The following is a 24,352-nucleotide window of genomic DNA, read 5'->3' as shown; positions in this document are numbered from 1 at the left end:
TTCACAGGGCCCGGATCGATGAACAAATCGATGAAGATCATGATCGTCACCGACGCATGGGAGCCGCAGGTCAACGGCGTCGTGCGCACGCTGAAGAACACGCGGCGTGAACTGACCGAGCTGGGTCACCAGGTCGAACTGCTGACGCCGCTCGAATTCAAAACGATCCCCTGCCCCACGTATCCGGAGATCCGTCTGTCGCTGCTGCCGCGCCGCAAGCTGCGCGCGCGCATCGATCAGTTCGCGCCCGACGCGCTGCATATCGCGACCGAAGGCCCGCTCGGCATGGCCGCGCGCGCCTATGCGATCGAACACAAGCTGCCGTTCACGACCGCCTATCACACGCGCTTTCCCGAATACGTGCAGGCGCGCTTCAAGATTCCGCTGTCGGCCACCTACAAGTTTCTGCACTGGTTCCACAAGCCGTCGCTGGCGGTGATGGCACCGACGCCGGTCGTCAAGCAGGACCTCGAAAAGTTCGGCTTCACGAACGTCGTGTTGTGGACCCGCGGTGTCGACCTCGAGATCTTCCATCCGATGGACTCGAAGGTGCTCAACACCGCGCGGCCGATCTTCCTGTACGTGGGCCGCGTCGCGGTCGAAAAGAACGTCGAGGCGTTCCTGCAGATCGATCTGCCCGGCTCGAAGTGGGTCGCGGGCGAAGGCCCCGCGCTCGCCGAACTGAAATCGCGCTATCCGGAAGTCAACTATCTCGGCGTGCTCACGCAGGCCGAGTTGGCGAAGGTCTACGCGGCCGCCGACGTGTTCGTGTTCCCGAGCCGCACCGACACATTCGGTCTCGTGCTGCTCGAAGCGCTCGCGTGCGGCACGCCGGTCGCGGCGTATCCGGTCACCGGTCCGATCGACGTACTCGGTGACGGCAACGCCGGTGCAATGGACGAGGATCTGCGCGAGGCCTGTCTGGCGGCACTGAAAATCGATCGTCAGGACGCACGCGCATGGGCTGAGCGCTTCTCGTGGGCAGCGGCGTCCGCGCAGTTCGCCGCGCATCTGAAGCCCCTGCCGCGTACCTCATATCGCGAGGAAAGCGCCGCTGCATGATGCGGCGCGCGAAATCCGCCATGCGAAGCAGCCGATCCAGCGCCGGGCGCGCGTCGAGCGGCGCGTTGCGCGCCGTCCGATCCACGCGCGATACGACCAGCATCGAGCCGTTCGACGAGGTGCGCGAGCAACGCATGCCCGAGCATGCGGATGCCGGCGCGCCTCACGTGAACGGCGCGAACCATGCGACCACCACGACCGGCGCCCACGGCGCTGGCGCGAACGGTATCGATACGAGCACCTCGTACACCGAACAGCACAACGGACAACAAGCCGGCCAGCACGACGCCGTGCACGCACACCAGCACGAACCGCTGAGTCCCGACGACCCGCTCGCGCCGCTGCCCTTCAATCCGTACAAAGGCAACCGCGGCCTCACGCGCGCGTGGCACGCGATGAAAAACTCGCTGGCCGGATTTCGCGTCGCGATCCGCGAGGAAAGCGCGTTTCGTCAGGAGCTCACGCTCGCCGCGATCCTGGTTCCGTGCGGCCTCTTCGTGCCGGTCGATCCGGTATCGCGCGTCTTGCTGCTCGGCTCGGTGCTGCTCGTGCTGATCGTCGAGCTGCTCAATTCGAGCGTCGAAGCGGCAATCGACCGGATCTCGCTCGAACGCCACGAACTGTCGCGCCGCGCGAAAGATCTCGGCAGCGCGGCCGTGATGGTCGCGCTCGGCATGTGCGTAATGACGTGGGTCGTGATCGTCGGCCCGCTGGTCGTACGCTGGGTTAGCGCATGGTTATGAGCTTCTGATGCTGACTGAATCAGTAGTCGACATGCGGAGTCGTCCCAAACAATGGCAAGCCCGAATGGAAAACCCGTCCGGTGGGTTAGGTATTCGAACGCTCGGTTTATAATCTATTGATAGTCTCGCTGGAAAGCACAGGCACTCCGCAGCAACGCCTCGCGCCTTCCTGCCCTTCGGGGAGCCCGCCGCGCGGCGGCAGGTTCGGGCGTTCAAGATACCAACCGTATCCGGGTGGAACACGCAGCAGCGGCACGCCGCCGCGCGCCCAGCCCGGCACAACCAGGGCCGGACGACATGGAAGCCAAACCTCCCCGCCGCACGCGCGAACGGATTCTCGAACTCTCGTTGAAGCTCTTCAACGAAATCGGCGAACCGAACGTCACGACGACGACGATCGCCGAGGAAATGGAGATCAGTCCCGGCAACCTGTACTACCACTTCCGCAACAAAGACGACATCATCAACAGCATCTTCAGCCAGTTCGAGCAGGAGATCGAAAAGCGTCTGCGTTTTCCCGAAGACCATCGCGCGACCATCGACGAAATGTGGTCGTATCTGCAGTACATGGTCGATTTCACGTGGCGCTACCGCTTCCTCTATCGTGATCTGAACGATCTGCTCGCGCGCAACCGCACGCTCGAAACTCACTTCAAGCAGATCATCAGCCACAAGGTGCGCTTCGCAAGCCAGTTCTGCGAGCAACTGGTCGCCGACGGCGAAATGGTCGCGACGCCGCAGGAGTTGCACGTGATCGCGACCAACGTCGGTGTGATCGGCACGTACTGGCTGTCGTACCAGTTCGTGATGAATCCGCGCAAATACAACGAGCAGGAAGCCATCCGCGCGGAACTGCATCAGGTGAGCGTGCAGATCGTGTCGCTGATGGCGCCTTATCTGCGCGGCCGCTCGCGGCAGCTGTTCGACGATCTCGTGTCGGGCAAGCTGCCCAAGCGCGAGTTCTACGACTATCTGCCGCCACGGGATGGCGCCACGCCTCGCAACGAATCGAAGGACGTTTGAACAATGAAGTCGGTATGTGTGTATTGCGGCTCCTCGATGGGAGCCAAACCGTTGTATGCGCAAGCGGCCCGCGCGTTCGGCCGCGCGCTGGTTCAGGCCGATCTCGCGCTGGTCTACGGCGGCGGAAAGGTGGGCCTGATGGGTGTGATCGCCGATACGGTCATGGCCGAAGGCGGCCGCGCGATCGGCGTGATTCCCGAATTGCTGGTCAACAAGGAAGTCGGCCATAACGGTCTGACCGAACTGCACGTGGTGCCCGACATGCATCAGCGCAAGAAGATGATGGCCGAGCTGTCCGACGCGTTCGTCGCGATGCCCGGCGGTGCGGGTACGCTCGAAGAACTGTTCGAGGTCTTCACGTGGGCGCAGCTCGGCTACCACGGCAAGGCGATCGGTCTGCTGAACGTCGATCACTTCTACGAGCCGCTGATCCAGGTGCTGCGCCACACGGTCGATGAAGGCTTCATGCGCGAGACCTATGTCGACATGCTGCAGATCGACGCCGACCCGCTCGCGCTGATCGGCAAGCTGCAAAGCTATCAGCCGCGCGCGGGCGACAAATGGGCGCTTCCGGTTCAAAGCAACGCGATTTGAAGAGAAGAACGCATGGGGATGGACCCGTGCATGATGGGCCCGTCCATGAACTGTGAGCATTGCGCGGCTGGCGCACGAATCGTCTGTACGTCTCTCTCGCAACCGGGTCACTGAAGAATCGCGCGCAATGCATCCGCTCCCTAATCGAACCACGAGGTTTCCATGACGAAAGCTGTTCTGATCACCGGCGGCAGCCGCGGCATCGGCCGTGCGAGCGCACGCCTGCTTGGCGAGCGCGGCTGGTGTGTCGGCGTGAACTATGTGCGCGATGTAGCCGCGGCCGAGCAGACGGTCGCCGAAGTGGAACGCGCGGGCGGCCGCGCGGTGACGATCGCCGGCGATGTCGCCAACGAAGCCGATGTGATCGCGATGTTCGATACGCTGCAGCAGACGTTCGGCCGCGTCGACGCGCTCGTCAACAACGCCGGCATCGTCGCTCCGTCGAGCCAGCTCGCGGACATGGACGTCGCGCGCCTGAAGCGCATGTTCGACGTCAACGTGCTCGGCGCGTACCTGTGCGCGCGCGAAGCGGCGCGGCGCATGTCGACGCGGCGCGGCGGCGCGGGTGGCGCGATCGTCAATATTTCGTCGGCGGCGGCGCGGCTCGGCTCGCCGAACGAATACGTCGACTACGCGGGCTCGAAGGGCGCGATCGACACGATGACGCTCGGCCTCGCGAAAGAACTCGGCCCGCAGGGTGTGCGCGTGAATGCGGTGCGCCCGGGTCTGATCGATACCGAGATTCACGCGAGCGGCGGCAAGCCCGAGCGCGCCGCGCAGTTGGGCGCGACCACGCCGCTCGGCCGCCCCGGCAGCGCGGATGAAGTGGCCGAGGCGATCGTCTGGCTGCTCAGCGATGCGGCATCGTACGTGACAGGTTCGCTGGTCGACGTCGCCGGCGGCCGCTAAGCGCTCATACACGTCCAGCGCAAAGCGCGGCCCATTGCGGCCGCGCTTTTTTTTGCTCTTCGCTTCAGTTCTCCCTCTCTCCTCACGCGCCTTCCGTCGATCTGATCGGAAGCCAACACACGCACGCACAAACCGTCCGCGTCTCGCGCTCGTTCGTAATATTCCGTAAGAACACGGCGCTACAATCATCCGACTCGCATAGATCCGCACGCGCAACAAGGCGGACCCAATAAGGACGCGGCCTATGCCGCCGCGTCCGCTGAACAGAGACTTCCATGCAAGACAAGCAGTTCGCAAGTGGGCGCGCGCGCAAAGCCGCCGCGCCCACGGCTTCGATATTGGCGGCGCCTGCCGCCACCGCACTCACATCACAAGTCGCCGACACGGCCAACGCCGCCGGCACGGCTACGGCTCCAGCCCAGCGCGGCCTGCGGCGCTGGCGCGCGCTCACGGCGGTCCGTCCGTTGCTATGGATCGTCGCGCTGGCGATGCTGTGCGCGTGGCTGCTGCCGGGCACGCTGGGCCACCAGCCGTGGAAGCAGGATGAGACCTACACGTTCGGCATCGTCCAGCACATGCTCAATACCGGCGACCTCGTCGTACCGACCAGCGCGGGCCAGCCGTTCGTCGAAAAGCCACCGATCTACGACTGGGTCGCCGCCGGCTTTGCGTGGATGTTCGGCCGCTACCTGCCGCTACATGACGCGGCGCGCCTCGCGAGCGCGCTGTTCGCGGGCCTCACCCTTTACTACACCGGCCGCGTTGCACGCCGTGTGATCGGCGCGTCGAGCTGGTTCGATCTGCGCGTGATCGGCACGCTCGCGCTGTTCGGCGGCACACTCGCCGTCGTCAAGCACGTGCACGACATGATGACCGACGTCGCGCTGATGGCGGGCGCCGCGCTCGGCTTCTGCGGACTGTTCGAACTCGTGCTCGCGCATCTGCGCGATGTGGATGCGGATGCAGCTTTGCCAGCGTCTTCAACGCCGCTGACCGCAGAACCACGCGACGCGCGCGAACGGCGTCGCAACGCGCTGAGCGGCGCGGCGATGTTCGGCGCGGGCGTCGGCGTGTCGCTACTCGCGAAAGGGCTGTTCGTGCCACTGGTGTTCGCCGCGACCCTTTGCGCGGTACTCGTGCTCTATCCGGCGTGCCGCAGCCGGAGCTTCGCGGGCGCGCTCGGTATCGCCGCGCTCGTCTGCGCGCCGTTCGCGCTGATCTGGCCGATCTGCTTCTATCTGCGCTCGGAAGCGCTGTTCAAGGTGTGGCTGTGGGATAACAACATCGGCCGCTTCTTCGGCTTTTCGGTCGCCGAACTCGGCTCGGAAAACGAGAGCCGTCTGTTCGTGCTGCGTACCGCGCTGAGCGTCGGCTTTCCAGTAGTGCCGCTCGCGCTGGCCGCGCTTGCGGGTGGCGCATGGCGGCGCTGGCGCGATCCGCGCGTCGCATTGCCGGTGATTTTCGCGGGCATCGGCTTCGCGGTGCTGCAAACGTCGGCGACTGTCCGCGAGCTGTACATCCTGCCGTTTATCGCGCCACTTGCGCTGCTCGCGATGCTGGGTGTCGAAAGACTGCCGGCGCGCTTGCATACGGTCTGGGATATGACGAGCCGCGTGCTGTTCGGCAGCATCGCCGTGCTCGCGTGGATCGTCTGGTCGATCATGACGAGCCCCGCGAACACCCATGCATCGCTGCATCGGCTCGGCCGCTGGCTGCCGCTCGACTGGGTATTGCCCGTGCAACCCGTGCTGATCGCCGCTGCGTTGCTGTTGACGTTCGGCTGGCTGTGGCTGCTACCGTCGTTCAAGCACGCCGGCAGATGGCGCGGCGCGCTCAGCTGGTGCGCGGGCGCGGTGCTCGCGTGGGGACTCGTCAGCACGCTGCTGCTGCCGTGGCTCGATTATGCGAAAAGCTACCGTTCGGTGTTCCGGGATCTCGGCGCGAAGATGGATATCGAATGGAACGACGGCGATTGCATGGCGAGCTCCAGCCTCGGTGAATCGGAAGCGCCTATGCTCTACTACTACACGGGCATCGAGCATCGGCCGAATGAAGACTCGCGCACCACCAGTTGCACGTGGCTGATCGAAGAGAGCCGGCGCGCCAATCCGCGTCCGCCGCCCGGCGACTGGCGGCTGTTCTGGTCGGGCTCGCGACCCGGCGACACGGATGAGCTGCTGCGGGTGTTCGTGCACACGCCGGCTCCGGGCACGGTACGCGGCGACGACTAGTCGGGTGAAGCGCGCCGCGCTAAAGCGAAGCGCAGGCGTTGGCTTCGGTTTCGACGCCTGTCAGCGTCGCTTCAAAACGACGACCCAGGCTCTCGCAAAAACGCGGTTTCCTCATCGCTCGACGCGCGCCCGACCAGCACATTGCGATGCGGAAAGCGCCCAAACCGCTCGATGATTTCCGCGTGCCGCACCGCGAAGCGGTAATACGACTTGCCGCTCGGCTCCTCGGCAAGCTGCCCGAACAGACGCAGCGACTCGTGCTGGCCCGCCAGCGTCTCGCTGTGCTCGAACGGCAGATACGCGAACGCGCGATGATGCACGCTTGGCAACAGACGGTCGGCGCCACTTGCGACCATCCGTTGCGCGACCGCGAGCGCCTTGCGGTCGGCGGCAAACGCGCGCGCGGTATTGCGATGGCAGTTGCGCGAGAACTGATCGAGCACGATGACGAGCGCCAGCGCGCCGAGCGGCGAGTCCTGCCATGCATCGAGCGCGTCCGCGTTCGCCGCGTCGATCAGATCGCCGAAGCGTTCGCGCAGCATCGCATCGACGGCGTCATTGCGGGAGAACCACAGCTTGCGCTCGGTGCCGTACTCGCCTGAATCGGGAGCGCCGAACCAGCAGTCCAGCACATCGCGGGCACGCGCGGGTAGCGCCGCGTAGTCGGCTGCGACCGTGTATGAGGTGTCGTGCGGCGGCGTATCAGCCATTGCGGTTGCGCATCCAGTCGGCGGTTTCGAAGAACGAACTCAGCAGACGTTCGCGCAGCGGCTCGGGCAAGCCGATATCTTCCATGGCCCACGCCATGCAGCGCAGCCACTGGTCGCGCTCGCTCGATGCGATCGCGAACGGCAGATGCCGCGCGCGCAGACGCGGATGGCCGAAGCGGCTGATGTAATGATCGGGGCCGCCGAGCCAGCCGCACAGGAACCAGAACAGCTTGTCGCGCGAACCGTCGAGCGACGCCGGATGCAGCGCGCGAATGCCGGCGAAATCGGCTTCGAGATCCATCAAATCGTAAAACCGGTCGACCATTTCGCGCACACGCGCCTCGCCGCCCACCAGCTCGAAGGCCGTCGGTTTCTCCGCGGACACTTCGTCGTTCAGATCGCTCATACCCTGCTCATCAACCAGAAAAAATCACGCGTCCCGCAGCGATTGCAACGCGGGGCGCGACAACACATGCCGCAGACTCAGCCAGCCGCCCACACCCGCGCAGGCAATGCCGGCGACGATACCGGCCGGCAATACCCACGGATCGAAGTCCAGATAGAACGCAAACACGCGGGTCGCGAGCACCGAGCCGACGATCTCCGCGCCGATCGCCGCCATCAAACCGGCGAGCGCGCCGACCGCGACGAATTCGGCGACCTGCACCGCGCGCACCTGCCGATGCGACGCGCCGAGCGCGCGCAGCAGCGCGGATTCTCGCATACGCTCGTCGCGGGTGCCGGCGAGCGCCGCGTACAGCACCAGCACACCGGCCGCGAGCGTGAATGCGAACAGGAACTGCACCGCGCCGATCACCTGCTGCAGCACGCGCTGCACCTGCGCGAGAATCGGGCCGGTGTCGATGGCGGTGAGGTTCGGATAGGCGGCGATCAGGCCATCGATCGTCGACTGTTTATCCGGCGGCAGATGAAAGCTCGTAATGAACGTCGCTGGAAAATCGCTCAGCGCGGCGGGCGGCATCAGCACGAAGAAGTTCACCTTGAACGACCCCCAGTCGAGCTTGCGCACGCTCGTCACCGGCGCGTCGATCTGCAAACCCGTCACGTCGAAGCGCAGCGTATCGCCGGGCTTCACACCGATCAGTTTCGCGAGACCCTGCTCGATTGAAATCTGCGGCTTCGTCGTGTCGCCGAACCAGTTGCCCTCGGCGATCCGGTTGTCGTCGGGCAACTGCGTCGTGTACGACAGGTTGAACTCGCGATCGACCAGACGCCGCGCATCCGCGCCCTTGAACGAATCCGGATTGACCGCGCGGCCGTTGATCGCGACGAGCCGGCCGCGCACCATCGGCGACAGCGCCGCGCCGGTGATGCCGTGCGCATCCAGATACTGCGTGACCGCGTCGCGCTGATCCGGCTGGATATCGATGATGAACTCGTTCGGCGCATCGGGCGGCGTCGATTTGCGCCAGCCCTGCACGAGGTCGTTGCGCGTCATCGCGATCAGCAGCAGGCACATCAGGCCGATGCCGAGCGCGGTGATCTGCAGCGCACTCGTGTTGCTGCGCCGCTCCAGCGACGCGAGCGCATAACGCCAGCCGATCCCCGCGTTGATGCGCTCGCTCCGGACGCCGCGCGCGGCAGCCCACAACGCGAGCCGCGCGATCAGCGCGAACACCAGCAAGCCGCCCGCGAAGCCGCCCGCGACGATCCCGCCGAGCTTCAATTCGCCCGCCGCGAGAATCAGCAGCCCGGCGAACAGCACGATGCCGAGCGCATAGGCGGCCCATGCGGTACGGCCCGCCTCGCCCCATTCGCGGCGCAGCACGCGCACCGGCGGCACGCGCGTTAGCGGCAACAGCGGCGGCAACGCGAAGCCGAGCAGCAGCACGAGGCCGGCCGCGATGCCTTCGAGCGCGGGCCACGCCGTCGGCTGCGGCAGCACCACGTCGATCAGGCTGCCGAGCCACGTCAGCAACGCCAGATGACCGAGATAACCGAGCGCGACGCCAAGCACGCCGCCGATCAGGCCGAGCCCGACGAATTCGAGCACGAACAGCGCCCGCAGCGCGGCCTGGCTCACGCCAAGGCAGCGCATCGCCGCGCAGCCGTCCAGATGCCGGCGCATATAGCGATGCGCGGCCATCGCGATCGCAACGGCCGCGAGCAGCGCGGTCAGCAGCGACACGAGCGTCAGGAAATGGCCCGCGCGATCGAGTGTCTGGCGCACCTGCGGCTGGCCGTCTTGCAGCGATTCGAGCCCGACGCCGCGCATCTTGCCGGCATCCACATGGTCGTGCGCGAACTGTGTGAAGCGCGCGACCGCATCGTCCGCGCCGGCCACCAGCAGCCGGTACGTGACGCGGCTGCCGTACGTGACCAGACCAGTCGATTGCACATCGTCTTCGCGCAGCATCAGGCGCGGCGAGAAGTTGACGAACGAAAAGCCGCGATCGAGTTCACGTGTGATCAGCGCGCTGATCGTGAAATCGCGGCCGCCGACTTTCACCTTGTCGCCGACCTTCAGCTTCAATGCGTCGAGCAACTGCTCGTCGACCCACACGGTGCCCGGCGCCGGAATCGACGTGGCCGGATGATCGGCCGCGCCGGCCGCGGGGGCGATCCGCACCGCACCGCGCAGCGGGTAGTCCGGCGACACCGCCTTGACGGCGGCGAGCCGCGACACCGGCTGCACGCCGGTCGAATTGATCATGCTCGGAAAGATCGCCGTGGTGGCGGTGCGCAAGCCGAGTGCGTGCGCCTCGGTGGCGAATTGCGGATCGACCGGATGATCGGCGCGAACGATGAAATCGGCGGCGATCATCTGCCGCGCGTCACGCTCGAGACCTTGATGCAACCGGTCGGAGAGAAAGCCGACGCTGGACAGCGCCGCGACGGCCAGCACCAGTGCCAGCAGCAGCATCGTCAGTTCGCCGGCGCGCCAGTCGCGCGCGGTCATGCGGACGGCCTGCCGCAGCAGATCGACGCCACCGAGCCGCCGCGTCGCCTTCAGATCGATACGCGCGCCTGAACCCGCACCTGAACCTGTATCGGAACCCGTTCTGGAGCCCTTGCCTGAACCTCGTAGTGCTTCACTCAATCGTGCCTGCTCCTCGCAAATCGCGACACCATGTGCGTGGCCATGCCGCGAAAGCCGCCCTGCACGCCACGCCACAGCCGCGGCAACGCCCATGCCGCGAGAAACAGGAAGCCTACCATCAGCACCAGAAACACGAGCGGGACGAACAATGCGAGCAGCATGCCGCCAAACACGAGACCATCCTCGGCAGTCGACGTCACGACGTTCGACAGCGGCTCCGGCGACAGATTGATCAGCGCGCGCGTGCCCGCCTTCGCAAGATGCGCGGTGCCGGCGAGCGTGCCGCCCGCGAGCGCGGCGACGGTCAGCAGCGCCGGATCGGCGTGGCCGAGCGCGCCGGCGGCCAGCACGGCGCCGGCCGGAATGCGGATAAAGGTATGAATCGCGTCCCACAGCGAATCGAACGCGGGGATCTTGTCGGCGAAGAATTCGGCGAGCGTCAGTGCCGCGGCCGCACCGATCACCCAGGGCGAGGACAGCGCGGACAATGTGTTAGGCAGATGAATCAGGCCGAGGCGTTCGAACACGCCGGCCAGCAGGACCGTCAGATAGAGGCGCAGGCCGCTGCCCCATGAAAGGCCCGCAGCAAGCGAAAGTGATTCAAGCATGGCCGCCTCCACACGCTCTGTGCGGGCCGGGCGCCGCGGCGGGAAAGAAGCGGAAGTTCCGCGCCGAAGTCGTCAGACTCGCCTGGCCGGCCGCGCCAGCCAGGCCGCGGAAAATGTCAGGTTGTTTCCGTCTCATTATAGCCACGTTAATTCGCAGGACGTAGAGCGGCGAACGGGGGTGTGGCGCAGTTGGTAAAGCCGCTGAAAGCCCGCGCCGGCGGCGCGGGCGGGCTACCGCTGCGATGCCGGCCGTATCAATGACCGGACGACAGCTTGAGCCCGATCAGGCCGATTACGATCAGCGACGCACTGGCGACACGCGCGACCGTCAGCGCTTCGCCCATCGTCACGACACCGAATACGAATGCGCCGACCGCGCCGATGCCGGTCCACACCGCGTAGGCGGTGCCGAGCGGCAACTGGCGCATCGCGATCGCGAGCAGCGCAAAGCTGCCAAGCGCGGTCACGACCGTGAAGACGGACGGCCAGAAGCGGGTAAAACTTTCGGAAGTTTTGAGACCGGCAGCCCACGCGACTTCGAGCAAACCGGCGATCAGCAGAAGAAACCAGGACATCAGACAGCTCCATGAAAAAATGGGGCCGTCCCCGGTGATCGATAGAAGCGTAAGGCCGTCCTTACGTCGGGCAATTATAGCGAAGCGGGCGTCAAACCGCGCCGACCAGCCGGTATCCCACCCCCGTTTCGGTCACGATATGCTCCGGCTGCGCCGGGTCGCGCTCCAGCTTGCCGCGCAGATGCGCCATATAAATGCGCAGGTAGTGATGGCTCTCGACGTGCGACGGTCCCCACACGTCGCGCAGCAGTTGCCGGTGCGTGAGCACACGGCCGGCGTGGCGCACGAGCGTCGCGAGCAGCCGGTATTCGATCGGCGTCAGATGGATCGCGGCGCCGTCGCGAGTAACCAGGCGCAACGCGAGATCGACGGTAACCGCGCCGAAGCGCACCTGCGGCGATTCGTTCGCGCCGCCGTGGTTGCGCCGCCGCAGATGCGCGCGAATCCGCGCGAGCAGTTCGGATACGCCGAACGGCTTGGTCAGGTAGTCGTCGGCGCCGGCATCGAGCGCGGCGACCTTCTCGCTTTCCTGGGTGCGCGCCGACAGCACGATCACCGGCAGCTCGCTCCAGCCGCGCAGTTCGCGGATCACTTCGAGGCCGTCGGTATCGGGCAGGCCGAGATCGACGATCACGAGATCGGGTTTGCGCGTCGCGGCTTCGACCAGCCCCTGCTTGCCGGTTTCGGCGTCGTGCACGACGATGCCCTCGCCTTCGAGCGCGGTACGCACGAAACGGCGGATCTGTTTTTCGTCTTCGATCAGAACAACGGTGATGCTCGGGTCACTCATGGATTCGGTTTGGCTAGCGGATGAAAGTCAGGGTCAAGCTCGGCGGCGGTGCCGCCGGACTGGATATCGGTGTGCGCATCGGCGCGCGGCGCGTCGGATGAATTCGCCTGCGCCGACGCGTCGACGGCACGGTCCTGTTGATGCGGCCCGGCGGCGGCGCTGTCGTCTTCTTCCAGCGTATCAGGCGCGTCGGGCGGCGTCTTGACCGGCAGTGTGAACCAGAAGCGCGCGCCTTCGACGCGGCCGTCTCCGGCGACGCGGTTCATCGCGCCGATCGCGCCGCCATGCGCCTCGACGATCGCGCGGCAGATCGCGAGCCCGAGCCCGATGCCCGGTTTCGCCGACTCCTTCTCGCCGCGCGTGAACTTCTCGAATACGCGCGCTTCCATGCCGGCGGGCAGACCGGGGCCGTCGTCGTCGACCGTGACGCGCACGAATGGCGCGCCGTCCGCGTCGATCTGCTGCGCGCCGATCGTCAGCGGCGTGCCGGCCGCGGTGTATTTCGCGGCGTTCTCGAACAGGTTCGAGAACAGCCGCTCCATCAGCACCGCGTCCAGATGCAGCAGCGGCAGATCGGCGGGCAGCGTGACCTGCACCGGATGACCCGCCAGCACGCGTTTGCACGCGCGCAACGCGGCGCCGACGGTTTCTTCGAGCAGCGTCCATTGCTGGTTCAGTTGCAGGCTACCGGCCTGCAGTCGCGCCATGTCGAGCAGATTCGTGACGATGCCGGTCATGCGCAGCGCCTCTTCGTGAATCGCGTCGACGAGTTCGTCGCTGCGTTGGGTAGCGAATGGCTCGGCCGCCTGCGCATGCCTGGTCTGCGCGAGCATCGACGAAAAGCCGACGATCGTCGTCAGCGGCGTGCGCAGATCATGCGAGATCGCCGACAGCAGCGAGTTACGCAGCCGCTCCGACTCCATATTGACGAGCGCATCGCGCGCGATATCGACGTAATGCACGCGTTCGAGCGCAAGCGCGATCTGCGCGGCGAACGCGTCGAACATGCGCCGCTGCTCCGGCACGTTCAACTCGCGCTCGTCGCGCACCACGACCGCGAGCACGCCGCGCGTGCGCATCGGCGCCTTCAGCGGCAGATACAGCGCTGCAGCGGCGGGCAGCGTATCGGTGCCGTGGCCGGCCGGCTTCTGCTGGTCGTAGACCCACTGACCGACGTCGAGATCGAGCTGCTCGCCTTCGAGCGTGATCGCCGCGTCCGGGTCTTCGATCTTCTGTTTGACCTGATCGACACTGTCGGGCAGCAGGATCGCGACGCGCGCGCCGAACACTTCGCTGACATGCCGGCTGCCGATCCCGACGATCTGCTCGGTGGTCAGCGCCGCGGCCAGTTCGCGCGCCATCTCGTACATCGCGCCGGTGCGCTGCTCGCGGCGTTGTGCGACGCTCGCCTCGCGGCGCAGGCTCGACGTCAGATGGCTGATCACCAGCGACGTCAGCAGCATGCCGAAAAAGGTCAACAGGTACTGCGTATCGGACACCGACAGCGACATGCGCGGCGGCACGAAAAAGAAATCGAACGCGGCGACGCTGAGAAACGACAGCACGACGCCCGGCCCACGGCCCAGCTTCACCGCGGTGAAGATCACGCCGAGCAGATACAGCATCACGAGGTTGGTCAGATCGATGCGATCGATCAACTGGCTCGACAGCAACGTGATCGCCGCGCCGATCGCGACCGCGAACGCATACGCGCGTGGCGGCGAACGGCGCTCGCGCGCCGCGCTCAACGCGTCGCGCCACGCATTCGCTGTCGTGTTCAACAGACGCCGCCGCTCGCCGCCGTCGCGCTCGGACGACACGCGAATCAGCGTGAGATCGAGTTCGCCGCTCTTCTCGGCGATGCGTTCGCCCAGCGGCCTGCGCAGCCAGCGCCCCATACCGGTGCGCGACGACGCGCCCGCCACCAGCTTCGATACGTTGCGCGCCTGCGCGTAGCCGATCAGCGCATCGGACGCGTCGGCGGCGGCCAGCGTCGCGGTTTCGGCGCCGAGTTCGGCAGCCAGCTTCAACGCATTCAGCGTGCGTTCGCGGCGCGCATCGGGCAAGCGCTGCAACGCGGGCGTCTCGACATACACGGCAAGCCAGTCGGCCTTCAGGCTCGCGGCCAGACGCGCCGCCGAGCGCACCAGCGCAGGCGCCTCGGGACCCGGACCCACGCACACCAGCAGCCGTTCGCGCGCCTGCCAGATACGCTGGATCGAGCGGTCGGCGCGATACTCGCGCATCTGCGCGTCGACGCGATCGGCGGTGCGGCGCAGCGCCAGCTCGCGCAGCGCGATCAGGTTGCCCTTACGAAAAAAGTTACGCACCGCGCGCTCGGCCTGCTGCGCCATGTACACCTTGCCGTCGCGCATCCGGTCGAGCAGTTCCTCGGCCGGCAGATCGACCAGCGTGACTTCGTCGGCGTGATCGAATACGCGGTCCGGCACCGTCTCCCACACGCGAATGCCGGTGATCTGGCCGACCACGTCGTTGAGGCTCTCGAGGTGCTGCACGTTGACCGTCGTATAGACGTCGATACCCGCGTCGAGCAGTTCGTAGACGTCCTGCCAGCGCTTCAGGTGGCGCGCGCCCTGCACGTTCGAATGCGCGAGTTCGTCGACGAGAATCAGTTGCGGCTTGCGCGCGAGCGCCGCGTCGAGATCGAACTCGCCGAGCTTGCGGCCGCGATACTCGATATGCGCGAGCGGCAGCACGTCGAGCCCCGCGAGCAGCGCGGCGGTTTCGCCGCGCCCATGCGTTTCGGCGATGCCGACCAGCACGTCGACGCCCTCGTCCTTGCGGCGCGCCGCGGCCTGCAGCATCGCGTAGGTCTTGCCGACACCCGCCGACGCGCCGAAGAAAATTTTCAGCCGGCCGCGCTGACGTTTTTCTTCGTCGCGCTGCAACTTGTCGAGCAGTTCATCAGGATCGGGGCGGTTCATGCTCAGTGGTTTTCATAGTCGTGCGAGCGGCGGTGCCTGCATGGTGGCACGGCCCGCGCCGGCCCGCAAATGGCGATGCGGCGCCTCGCGGACGCCGCTCCGTTTCGATTGCGCTTTCGCTTGGGCGCTTTCGCTCGTGTTTTGGATCGCGTTTGGCATCGCGGGCGGAACGGACGGCAACGATGACGCGCATCGTCCTGACAGACGATGCGCGCCGTGAGCCTTGAGCGTCGTCGCCGAGGTCGCTTTCGGCTTAGCCGCGCTTCAGCTGATCCAGCGCGAGATTCAGCTTCAGCACATTCACGCGCGGCTCGCCGAACAGGCCGAACTGACGGCCGGTCGTATAGCGATCGACCAGCGCCTGCACGTCGTTCGCCGCGACATTGCGCGCCTTCGCGACGCGCTCGACCTGATAGGCCGCCGCGGCCGGGCTGATCTCCGGATCCAGACCGCTGCCCGACGACGTGACCAGGTCGACCGGCACCGGCTTCGACATATCGGTGCCAGCCGCCTTCAGTGCGTCGAGACGGCCCTTGACCTCATCGAGCAGCGCCGGGTTGGTCGGCCCGAGGTTCGAGCCGCTCGAGCCCTGCGGGTTGTACGGCATCGGGCTGGTTGCCGACAGACGGCCCCAGAAGTACTGCGGCGCGTCGAACTGCTGGCCGATCAGCTGCGAGCCGACCACCTTGCCGTCCTGCTCGATCAGGCTGCCGTTGGCCTGGCTGTGGAACACCGCCTGACCGAACGCGGTCATCACGGCGGGATAAGCGAGTCCGGTGATCGCGGTGAGTACCACGAAGATCACGATCAGCGGACGGAACAGATTTTTCATGATGGGTGATTCCCTCGGTTATTCCTGTGCGTTGCCTGCATGCGGACTGGGTCTGAGCGTCAAACCCAGCCGAACGCGGCGAGTACCATATCGATCAGCTTGATCCCGATGAACGGCACGATGATCCCGCCCAGACCGTAAATCAGCAGGTTGCGGCGCAACAGGATCGCCGCACCCAGGGCCCGATAACGCACGCCCTTCAACGCCAGCGGAATCAGCAGCACGATGATCAGCGCGTTGAAAATCACCGCCGACATGATCGCGGAAGCCGGCGTCGCCAGATGCATCACGTTCAGCGCGTTCAAGGCCGGATACGTCGACGCGAACGCGGCAGGAATAATCGCGAAGTACTTGGCGACGTCGTTGGCGATCGAGAATGTGGTCAGCGAGCCGCGCGTCATCAGCATCTGCTTGCCGATCTCGACGATCTCGATCAGCTTGGTCGGGTTCGAATCGAGGTCGACCATGTTGCCGGCTTCTTTGGCCGCCTGCGTGCCGGTGTTCATCGCGACCGCGACGTCGGCCTGCGCGAGCGCGGGCGCGTCGTTGGTACCGTCGCCGGTCATCGCGACAAGCCGCCCTTCGGCCTGATGCGAGCGAATCGTCGCGAGCTTGGCTTCCGGCGTTGCTTCGGCGAGGAAGTCGTCGACGCCCGCTTCGGCCGCGATCGCCGCGGCGGTCAGGCGGTTGTCGCCCGTCACCATCACGGTCTTGATGCCCATCTTGCGCAGTTCCGCGAAGCGCTCCTTGATGCCGCCCTTCACGACGTCCTTCAGCTCGATCACGCCGAGCACGCGCGCACCATGTTCGCCCTTCTCGGCGACCACCAGCGGCGTGCTGCCGCGCCGTGCAACTTCCGCGACCGCGTTGTTGACTTCGTTCGGGAAGCGCCCGCCATTGGCTTCGACGTAATTCTTGACCGCATCGGCCGCGCCCTTGCGAATTTCACGGCCGGGCAAATCGACGCCGCTCATCCGCGTTTGCGCGGTGAACGCGAGAAACACCGCATGCAGCGACGACATATCGCGCTGGCGAATGTTGAAGCGCTGCTTCGCGAGCACGACGATGCTGCGGCCTTCCGGCGTTTCGTCGGCAAGCGACGACAGTTGCGCGGCATCGGCCAGCACTTCTTCGGTCAGACCCGGCGCCGGCACGAACTGCGAAGCCTGGCGGTTACCGAGCGTGATCGTGCCGGTCTTGTCGAGCAGCAGCACGTCGACGTCGCCGGCCGCTTCGACCGCGCGGCCCGACGTCGCAATCACGTTCGCCTGCATCATGCGGCTCATGCCGGCCACGCCGATCGCCGACAGCAGGCCGCCGATCGTAGTCGGAATCAGACATACGAGCAGCGCGACGAGCGCGGTGATCGTCACCACATGGCCGGCTTTCGCGGCTTCGACCGAGAAGATCGAGAACGGCAGCAGCGTCGCGGTAGCGAGCAGCATCACGATCGTCAACGCGACCAGCAGAATCGTCAGCGCGATTTCGTTCGGCGTCTTCTGACGCTTCGCGCCTTCGACCATCGCGATCATGCGGTCGAGGAACGCCTCGCCCGGGTTCGCCGTGACGCGCACGACGATCCAGTCCGACAGCACGCGCGTGCCGCCCGTCACCGACGAAAAGTCGCCGCCCGACTCGCGGATCACCGGCGCGGATTCACCGGTAATCGCCGATTCGTCGACCGATGCGACACCGTCGATCACTTCGCCGTCGGCCGGAATCACGTCGCCGGTCTCGACCAGCACGACGTCGCCCTTGCGCAGATCGGAAGCCGTCATGATGCGGATCGGCGACTTCGGATGCGGCTCGTTGAGCTTCTTGGCCATCACGTCTTTCTTCGCGCTGCGCAGCGACGCGGCCTGAGCCTTCGAACGGCCCTCGGCGAGCGCTTCCGCGAAGTTCGCGAACAGCACGGTGAACCACAGCCACAGCGTGACCGCGAGAATGAAGCCCGCGGGCGCCTCGGCCTGGCCGCCGAGCGCGGCGATCCACAGAATCGTGGTCAGAATGCTGCCCACGTACACGCAGAACATCACCGGATTGCGGAATTGCGTGCGCGGCGTGAGCTTTTTGAAGGAGTCCACGATGGCCGGGCGCACCAGCGCCGGGTCGAACATGGACCTCGTAGCGTTATGTTCAGTCATTGAATCCTCGAATATCCCTGTGCGCGCGCCGCGGTTTTTTCCCGGGCTTGCCCGCCATCCGCCGGCGCGCGCTTTTTCACCTGTTCAGCTGCTCATTCGAACGGGCCGCGTCAATGCGCACCCATCATGATCAGATGTTCGACGCCGGGACCGAGCGCAAGCGCCGGCACATACGTCAGCGCACCGACCAGCAGCACCGTGCCGAGCAACAGCACGACGAACAGCGGACCATGCGTCGGCAGCGTGCCGCCGGTGACGCCGATGCGCTTCTTCGCGGCAAGCGAGCCAGCGATCGCGAGCACCGGCACGAGCGAGCCGAAGCGGCCGAACCACATCGCAATGCCAGTGAGCCAGTTGTAGAACGGTGTGCTCACCGTCAGACCCGCGAACGCGCTACCGTTGTTGTTCGCGGCCGAGCTGAACGCGTAGAGGATTTCGGAGAAGCCGTGCGCGCCGGGGTTCAGGATGCCGGCCTTGCCCGCGTCCGTGAGCACCCCGATCGACGTGCCGACCAGCACCAGCAGCGGCGTCAGCAGCACGACGATCGACACCATCTTCATCTCGTAGGCCTCGATCTTCTTGCCGACGTACTCGGGCGTGCGGCCGATCATCAGACCCGCGACGAACACCGCGAGCAGCGCGAACACGAGCATCCCGTACATACCGGAACCGACACCGCCGAACACCACCTCGCCCAGCTGCATCAACAGCATCGGATAGAGGCCGCCGATCGGCGTCAGCGAGTCGTGCGTGTTGGCAACCGCGCCGCACGAAGCCGCTGTCGTCGCGACCGTGAAGATGCCCGACTGCGCGATACCGAAGCGCGTTTCCTTGCCTTCCGTATTGCCGCCCGACTGCAGCGCGTTCGCCGACTGGTCGATATTGAGCGCGGCGAATGCCGGATTGCCGCTCTGCTCGGCACTGATTTCGCCGAACACGCACACGCCGAACGCGATCGTCATCGCCGCGAGCACGGCCACGCCCTGCCGGCGATCGCCGATCACGCGTCCGAACACGAGCGCGAGCGCCGCCGGGATGAGCAGCATCGAGAAGATCTCGACGAAGTTCGAGAACGGCGTCGGGTTTTCGAACGGATGCGCGGAGTTGCCGTTGAAGAAGCCGCCACCGTTGGTGCCGAGCATCTTGATCGCTTCCTGCGACGCGACCGGACCCATTGCGATGGTCTGCGTCTTCACCGGCGTGTCGACGGTGACCGGATTGCCCTTCGCGTCCTTGACCGGATTACCCTGCGCGTCGAGCTTCGGCGCGGAATAGGTGGTGGTCTGCAGCGTCGGTACGTCCTGATACGCCTTGAAGTTCTGGATCACGCCCTGGCTCATCAGCACAGCCGCAACGATCATCGACATCGGAATCAGCACGTACATCGTCAGGCGCGTGATGTCGACCCAGAAGTTGCCGATGGTCTGCGCGGTATGCCGCGCGAAGCCGCGGATCAGCGCCATCACGACGACGATGCCGGTTGCCGCCGACAGGAAGTTCTGCACGGTCAGGCCGAGCATCTGCGTCAGATAGCTGACGGTTTGCTCAGGCGTGTAGTCCTGCCAGTTCGTGTTGGAAACGAAACTGACCGCCGTATTGAACGCGCCATCGACCGTCATCGGGCCGAACTGCTGCGGATTGCCCGGTAGCCACCCCTGCACGCGCAGCAGCACGTACAGGAACAGCACGCCGAGCACGTTGAACGCGACCGTCGCGATCGCGTAGTGCTTCCAGCCCATTTCCGCCGACGAATCGACGCCCGCGAGGCGATACAGCAAACGCTCGAGCGGCGCGAATACGCGCACGACGCGCGAGCTGCCGTCCATCACCGCGCCGATATAACGGGACACCGGCACCGCGGCGGCCAGCAGTACGACGATAAAAAGGCTCGCTTGCAAGACATTGTTCGCGTTCATTCAATGTCCTCCGCGCGCAGCAGCGCATATACGAGATAAATAAACAGCAGCGCGGTGGACGCGCCGGCGAGCCACATCATCCAGTTCATGACCGCGCTCCCTGTCCACGGCGGAACTGCATCAGCTTCTCGCAGCCGCCAATCAAACCAAAGGTCAGCACGGCGAACAGCACCAGGCCCCCGACATACAGCACATCCATTTTCGTTCTCCATTGACGGATTTTGGATAGGTGCAACGGTATGCCGATTGGCCTAAAGGCCTGGTCAAAGATGGTGGGACGCGCGTAAAAATCGCGTAAACGGACAGGGCCGCGCCGTCTTGCGATGGCGCGGCCCTCGGGGAGGTTGCTGTGTGTGTACTGCGGCGCTGGTCGGCGCCTCGCTGCCGTTACGGCAGCAGAATCGTCGAGCCCGTCGTGCGGCGCCCTTCGAGATCCGCATGCGCCTGGCCGACGTCGGGCAGCGCGTAACGCTGGTTGATGCTCGTCTTGACCTTGCCCGAACTCAGCACGTCGAACAGCTCGGCCGACATCGCTTCGTAATCGCTGCGTTTAGCCATGTAGGTAAACAGCGTCGGGCGCGTAAAGAACAACGAACCGCGTCCCGCGAATTCGGACGAATCGATCGGCGGCAACGGCCCCGACGAGTTACCGAAGCTCACGAACAGACCGAGCGGCGCGAGACAGTCGAGCGACTTCTCGAACGTGTCCTTGCCGATCGAATCGTAGACGACCGGCACGCCGGCACCATTGGTGATTTCGCGTACGCGTTTCGTGAAGTTTTCGCGTGTGTAGACGATCGCGTGATCGCAGCCGCGCGCTTTCGCGATGTCGGCTTTTTCGTCCGAGCCGACCGTGCCGATCACCGTCGCGCCGAGCGCCTTCGCCCACTGGCACACCAGCAGGCCGACGCCGCCCGCGGCAGCCTGGATCAGGATCGTGTCGCCGGCCTTCACCCGATACGTGCGGCGCAGCAGATATTGCGCGGTCAGACCCTGCAGCATCACCGATGCCGCCTGCTCGTCGCTGACGCCAGCAGGCAGCTTCACGACGTGCGCGGCCGGCAGCACGCGCTCCTGTGCATACGCGCCGGGCGGCCGCGCGACATAGGCGACGCGATCGCCAGCCTTCAGCTCCGTGACACCCGAGCCCACCGCGACCACCTCGCCGGCCGCCTCCATGCCGAGCCCGCCCGGCAACGGCAGCGGATAGAGGCCGGTGCGGAAATACACGTCGATATAGTTGAGGCCGACCGCCGTCTGGCGAATACGGATCTCACCCGCGCCGGGCTCGCCTACTTCCACGTCGACCCATTTCATTACTTCCGGGCCACCGGTTTTATCGAATCGGATTGCCTTGGTCATCTCGTCTCCTTGATCTGTCTGAATCGGGGTGCGGCCAGCCTTGAAGCCCCTCGTACCTTCAGGCCTGGCCGCTCAGTCGCAGCGTCAACACGTCGAGCACCATGCGCGCGGTCGAGATGTTCGTCGCGCACGGAATGTTGTGCACGTCGCAGGCCCGCACCAGCGCGTTGATGTCCGGTTCGTGCGGCTGCGGGGTCATCGGGTCGCGCAGGAAAATCACCACGTCCACCCGCCCTTCCGCGAGTTGCGCGCCGATCTGCAAATCGCCGCCGTGCGGACCGGACAGCATGCGTTCGACTTTCAGCCCATGCGTGTCGCCGATGCGTCCGCCGGTCGTGCCGGTCGCGACGATCTCGCAGCGCGCGAGCGTATCGATGTATTCGCCGGCCAGTTTGACGATGTCGTCCTTCTTGTGATCGTGCGCGATCAGCGCAATGCGGGTACTCATGACGTAAGACTCCTCAAGCCGTTGTGATTGTCGTTGTTGTGGTGGGACTGCCTGGCGCTGCGCGGTACGTGCCCGCTCGGTACGTACCCGCTCAGTACGTACCCGGATAAGCGCCGCCGTCGATCAGCCAGTTTTGCCCGGTGATGTAGCCCGCATGCACGCTGCACAGGAACGCGCACGCGCGGCCGAATTCGTCGCGATTGCCGAAGCGGCCGGCCGGAATCGTCTTCATCCGCTGCTTGCGCGCTTCGTCGACGGAAATGTTGTGCGTCCTGGCCTGCGCCTCGAACGTGACCGCGATGCGGTCGGTATCGAACAGCCCCGGCAGCAGGTTATTGATCGTCACGCCGGTCGGCGCGACCTTGCGCGCGAGGCCCGCGACGAAGCCGGTCAGGCCCGAGCGCGCGCCGTTGGAGAGACCCAGCACGTCGATCGGCGCTTTTACCGCCGAACTGGTGATATTGACGATGCGTCCGTAGCCGCGCGCGCTCATCGAATCGATGGTCTGACGGATCAGCTCGATCGGCGTCAGCATGTTGCTTTCCAGCGCGCGGATCCAGTCGTCGTGCGTGAAGTTGCGGAAGTCGCCCGGCGGCGGGCCGCCGGCATTGTTGACGAGGATATCCGGCTGCGGACAGGCGGCAAGCGCGGCCGCGCGGCCTTCGGGCGTGGTGATGTCGCAGGCGACCGTCTTCACTTCGACGCCGCTCTGCTTGCGGATTTCCGCGGCGGTCGCCTCGAGCGTTTCAGCGGTGCGCGCGACGATCGTCAGATTGACGCCCTCGGCGGCGAGCGCTTCCGCGCAGCCGCGACCCAGACCTTTGCTCGCCGCGCAAACCAGCGCGGTGCGTCCTGCGATTCCCATATCCATCTGTGTGTCCTCGTGTCGGAGTCCCGGCGCGGACGCGCGCGGGCGTTGCGATGCCTCCCCCGATTCTAGAAGAATCGGTGCCGGACTGTGCCGGGCCGCTGCAATCTCCACGCAGCAATCTCCGATATCGTCCGGTGCCACTCTTTCGGTAAACTTGCGCGATGGCGCGCCCGCCTGTCCGTTCGTCCGCCTTGCGGGGACGGCGCGGCCGATGCGGCGCGCCGAACCGATCCACCTTGCCGCCGCGCGCGAGCCCGCCATGATCCAGGACAGCCGTTTTCCCAATCTTTTCATCCTCAATCACCCGCTGATCCAGCACAAGCTGTCGCATATGCGCGACCGGGACACGTCGACACGCACGTTCCGCGATCTGCTGCGCGAGATCACACTGCTGATGGGCTACGAGATCACCCGCAATCTGCCGATGACCACCCGCCGCATCAACACGCCGCTGATGGAAATCGACGCGCCGGTGATCGCCGGCAAGAAGCTCGCGATCGTGCCGGTGCTGCGCGCGGGCGTCGGCATGTCGGACGGGCTGCTCGAACTGGTGCCGTCGGCGCGCGTCGGCCACATCGGCGTGTACCGCGCGGAGGATCATCGGCCGGTCGAATATCTGGTGCGGCTGCCGGATCTGGAGGACCGCGTGTTCATCCTGTGCGATCCGATGGTCGCGACCGGCTACTCGGCCGTGCACGCGGTCGACGTGCTCAAGCGCCGCAACGTGGCCGGCGAAAACATCATGTTTCTCGCGCTGGTGGCGGCGCCCGAAGGCGTGCAGGTGTTCCAGGACGCGCACCCCGACGTCAAGCTGTATGTCGCGTCGCTCGATTCGAAGCTGAACGAGCACGCTTACATCGAGCCGGGTCTCGGCGACGCAGGCGACCGGCTGTTCGGCACCAAGAATTGACGTAACCGGCGCGGACGGTTTGCGCTGCGCCGTCCCGTTCGCGCAGCGTATCCGCACCGCCGCCGTTTGCGCCGTCACTTGATTTCGCTTGATTTTCATCGCATTTCCGCCCGGTTTCGCGTCCTGGCCCCCTCTGCCGCACCCTCGCGGCATGATAAAATTCGAATCCGCTCGACCCATGGCCTGGCCTGCAATCTCGCCTGCGCGAGCGCGGCAATGCCGGCTTTTCGCATCGACTGGCGCACCGCGCTAGCGCCGCGTTGGCCTCACGTCCACCGTCCCGCCCAATCGCGCCGCCGGCTTTCTGCCTCGCTTACCGGACCCGGCGGGATTCGACCGGCGCGAAACGGATCATCGCGAACGTGGGCCAATGCAGGCGGCTACGAGCGCGGATGCGGGCAAGCGGCTGAAGGCGCCCGGCACGACCTGGCTGGCCGTGAGTAGACGGCGGCGGTGAGCCGCGGCAAGCGGCAGTAACAGCGCCGCCCGGTGCGTGACTCGGGCACCGGCAGGCCGATGCCGCAAGGGTTCACAGCAGGTTTGACATCGAGGCGCGGCAAGCGCCCGACTTCGCAACGACAATTGCACTATGCGTGCGCCCCGCTGGCGCGCGCGACG

Annotated in this window: 22 protein-coding genes; 7 read left to right on the top strand and 15 right to left on the bottom strand. The window is 65.8% G+C overall.

The genetic code is table 11. From position 1 onward, the window contains the following. The first annotated feature begins 30 nt into the window (after positions 1–30). From L0U82_RS05765 to L0U82_RS05740, 6 genes are all read left to right on the top strand, one after another. A complete protein-coding gene (locus L0U82_RS05765) occupies positions 31–1,062 on the top strand; it encodes a glycosyltransferase family 4 protein (protein WP_233833148.1) in 1,032 nt (343 codons plus the stop codon). A gap of 20 nt (positions 1,063–1,082) precedes the next feature. Next, the gene (locus tag L0U82_RS05760) at positions 1,083–1,805 is read left to right on the top strand and encodes a diacylglycerol kinase (RefSeq protein WP_233829095.1); all 723 of its coding nucleotides are present in this window, start codon (positions 1,083–1,085) and stop codon (positions 1,803–1,805) included. A gap of 297 nt (positions 1,806–2,102) precedes the next feature. Beyond that, positions 2,103–2,828, top strand: coding sequence for a TetR/AcrR family transcriptional regulator (locus L0U82_RS05755; RefSeq protein WP_233829093.1), 726 nt, complete (start codon positions 2,103–2,105; stop codon positions 2,826–2,828). A 3-nt stretch (positions 2,829–2,831) separates the two neighbouring features. Next, positions 2,832–3,422, top strand: coding sequence for a TIGR00730 family Rossman fold protein (locus L0U82_RS05750; protein ID WP_233829090.1), 591 nt, complete (start codon positions 2,832–2,834; stop codon positions 3,420–3,422). A 162-nt stretch (positions 3,423–3,584) separates the two neighbouring features. Beyond that, on the top strand, positions 3,585–4,331 hold the full coding sequence (locus L0U82_RS05745; protein WP_233829088.1) for an SDR family oxidoreductase: 747 nt from the start codon (positions 3,585–3,587) through the stop codon (positions 4,329–4,331). A gap of 275 nt (positions 4,332–4,606) precedes the next feature. After that, positions 4,607–6,562 carry an ArnT family glycosyltransferase gene (locus L0U82_RS05740; RefSeq protein ID WP_233829086.1) on the top strand — a complete coding sequence of 652 codons (1,956 nt, stop codon included), beginning with the start codon at positions 4,607–4,609 and terminating at the stop codon, positions 6,560–6,562. 71 nt (positions 6,563–6,633) lie between these two features. Here the strand turns inward: L0U82_RS05740 and L0U82_RS05735 are convergent, their stop codons facing one another. The 15 genes from L0U82_RS05735 to L0U82_RS05665 all read right to left on the bottom strand — a co-directional run bounded on the left by L0U82_RS05735 (position 6,634) and on the right by L0U82_RS05665 (position 22,824). Further along, positions 6,634–7,272, bottom strand: coding sequence for a DUF924 family protein (locus L0U82_RS05735; protein ID WP_233829084.1), 639 nt, complete (start codon positions 7,270–7,272; stop codon positions 6,634–6,636). Next, positions 7,265–7,678: a group II truncated hemoglobin gene (locus L0U82_RS05730; protein WP_233829082.1), complete on the bottom strand. Its 414-nt coding sequence runs from the start codon at positions 7,676–7,678 to the stop codon at positions 7,265–7,267. Before L0U82_RS05730 ends, L0U82_RS05735 begins: the two co-directional genes overlap by 8 nt. 24 nt (positions 7,679–7,702) lie before the next feature. Then, on the bottom strand, positions 7,703–10,192 hold the full coding sequence (locus L0U82_RS05725; protein ID WP_233833146.1) for an ABC transporter permease: 2,490 nt from the start codon (positions 10,190–10,192) through the stop codon (positions 7,703–7,705). 137 nt (positions 10,193–10,329) lie between these two features. Then, positions 10,330–10,941, bottom strand: a complete 612-nt coding sequence (locus L0U82_RS05720) for a DUF4126 domain-containing protein (RefSeq protein WP_233829080.1) — start codon at positions 10,939–10,941, stop codon at positions 10,330–10,332. A 254-nt stretch (positions 10,942–11,195) separates the two neighbouring features. After that, positions 11,196–11,516 (bottom strand): quaternary ammonium compound efflux SMR transporter SugE, encoded by a 321-nt coding sequence (sugE, locus tag L0U82_RS05715; RefSeq protein WP_233829078.1) that lies wholly within the window; start codon positions 11,514–11,516, stop codon positions 11,196–11,198. Between the two features lie 91 nt (positions 11,517–11,607). Continuing rightward, positions 11,608–12,306 (bottom strand): two-component system response regulator KdpE, encoded by a 699-nt coding sequence (gene kdpE, locus L0U82_RS05710; RefSeq protein ID WP_233829076.1) that lies wholly within the window; start codon positions 12,304–12,306, stop codon positions 11,608–11,610. Then, positions 12,303–15,251 carry a DUF4118 domain-containing protein gene (locus L0U82_RS05705; protein ID WP_233829075.1) on the bottom strand — a complete coding sequence of 983 codons (2,949 nt, stop codon included), beginning with the start codon at positions 15,249–15,251 and terminating at the stop codon, positions 12,303–12,305. The genes kdpE and L0U82_RS05705 overlap by 4 nt, the downstream gene beginning before the upstream one ends. 253 nt (positions 15,252–15,504) lie before the next feature. Continuing rightward, positions 15,505–16,083, bottom strand: coding sequence for a potassium-transporting ATPase subunit KdpC (kdpC, locus tag L0U82_RS05700; RefSeq protein ID WP_233829074.1), 579 nt, complete (start codon positions 16,081–16,083; stop codon positions 15,505–15,507). Positions 16,084–16,142: 59 nt separating this feature from the next. Further along, positions 16,143–18,227 carry a potassium-transporting ATPase subunit KdpB gene (gene kdpB / locus L0U82_RS05695; RefSeq protein ID WP_233829073.1) on the bottom strand — a complete coding sequence of 695 codons (2,085 nt, stop codon included), beginning with the start codon at positions 18,225–18,227 and terminating at the stop codon, positions 16,143–16,145. 110 nt (positions 18,228–18,337) lie between these two features. Further along, entirely contained in the window at positions 18,338–20,143 is a 1,806-nt protein-coding gene (gene kdpA, locus L0U82_RS05690; RefSeq protein ID WP_233829072.1) for a potassium-transporting ATPase subunit KdpA, read from the bottom strand. Next, a complete protein-coding gene (gene kdpF / locus L0U82_RS05685) occupies positions 20,140–20,232 on the bottom strand; it encodes a K(+)-transporting ATPase subunit F (protein ID WP_233829071.1) in 93 nt (30 codons plus the stop codon). Before kdpF ends, kdpA begins: the two co-directional genes overlap by 4 nt. Beyond that, positions 20,229–20,342, bottom strand: coding sequence for a potassium ABC transporter ATPase (locus tag L0U82_RS05680; protein WP_169499322.1), 114 nt, complete (start codon positions 20,340–20,342; stop codon positions 20,229–20,231). The genes kdpF and L0U82_RS05680 overlap by 4 nt, the downstream gene beginning before the upstream one ends. A gap of 188 nt (positions 20,343–20,530) precedes the next feature. Continuing rightward, complete coding sequence (locus tag L0U82_RS05675) at positions 20,531–21,505, bottom strand: quinone oxidoreductase family protein (protein WP_233829070.1); 975 nt, start codon at positions 21,503–21,505, stop codon at positions 20,531–20,533. Positions 21,506–21,563: 58 nt separating this feature from the next. Then, the gene (locus tag L0U82_RS05670; RefSeq protein ID WP_233829068.1) at positions 21,564–21,953 is read right to left on the bottom strand and encodes a methylglyoxal synthase; all 390 of its coding nucleotides are present in this window, start codon (positions 21,951–21,953) and stop codon (positions 21,564–21,566) included. A gap of 91 nt (positions 21,954–22,044) precedes the next feature. Beyond that, on the bottom strand, positions 22,045–22,824 hold the full coding sequence (locus L0U82_RS05665) for an SDR family oxidoreductase (RefSeq protein WP_233829066.1): 780 nt from the start codon (positions 22,822–22,824) through the stop codon (positions 22,045–22,047). Positions 22,825–23,083: 259 nt separating this feature from the next. Here L0U82_RS05665 and upp point away from each other — a divergent pair, with 259 nt between their 5' ends. Continuing rightward, on the top strand, positions 23,084–23,734 hold the full coding sequence (gene upp, locus L0U82_RS05660) for a uracil phosphoribosyltransferase (protein WP_233833145.1): 651 nt from the start codon (positions 23,084–23,086) through the stop codon (positions 23,732–23,734). The last annotated feature ends 618 nt before the right edge of the window (positions 23,735–24,352 follow it).

The sequence above is a fragment of the Paraburkholderia sp. ZP32-5 genome (assembly GCF_021390495.1).
Taxonomy (GTDB): domain Bacteria; phylum Pseudomonadota; class Gammaproteobacteria; order Burkholderiales; family Burkholderiaceae; genus Paraburkholderia.
This window is presented reverse-complemented; position numbering and strand designations above follow the sequence as displayed.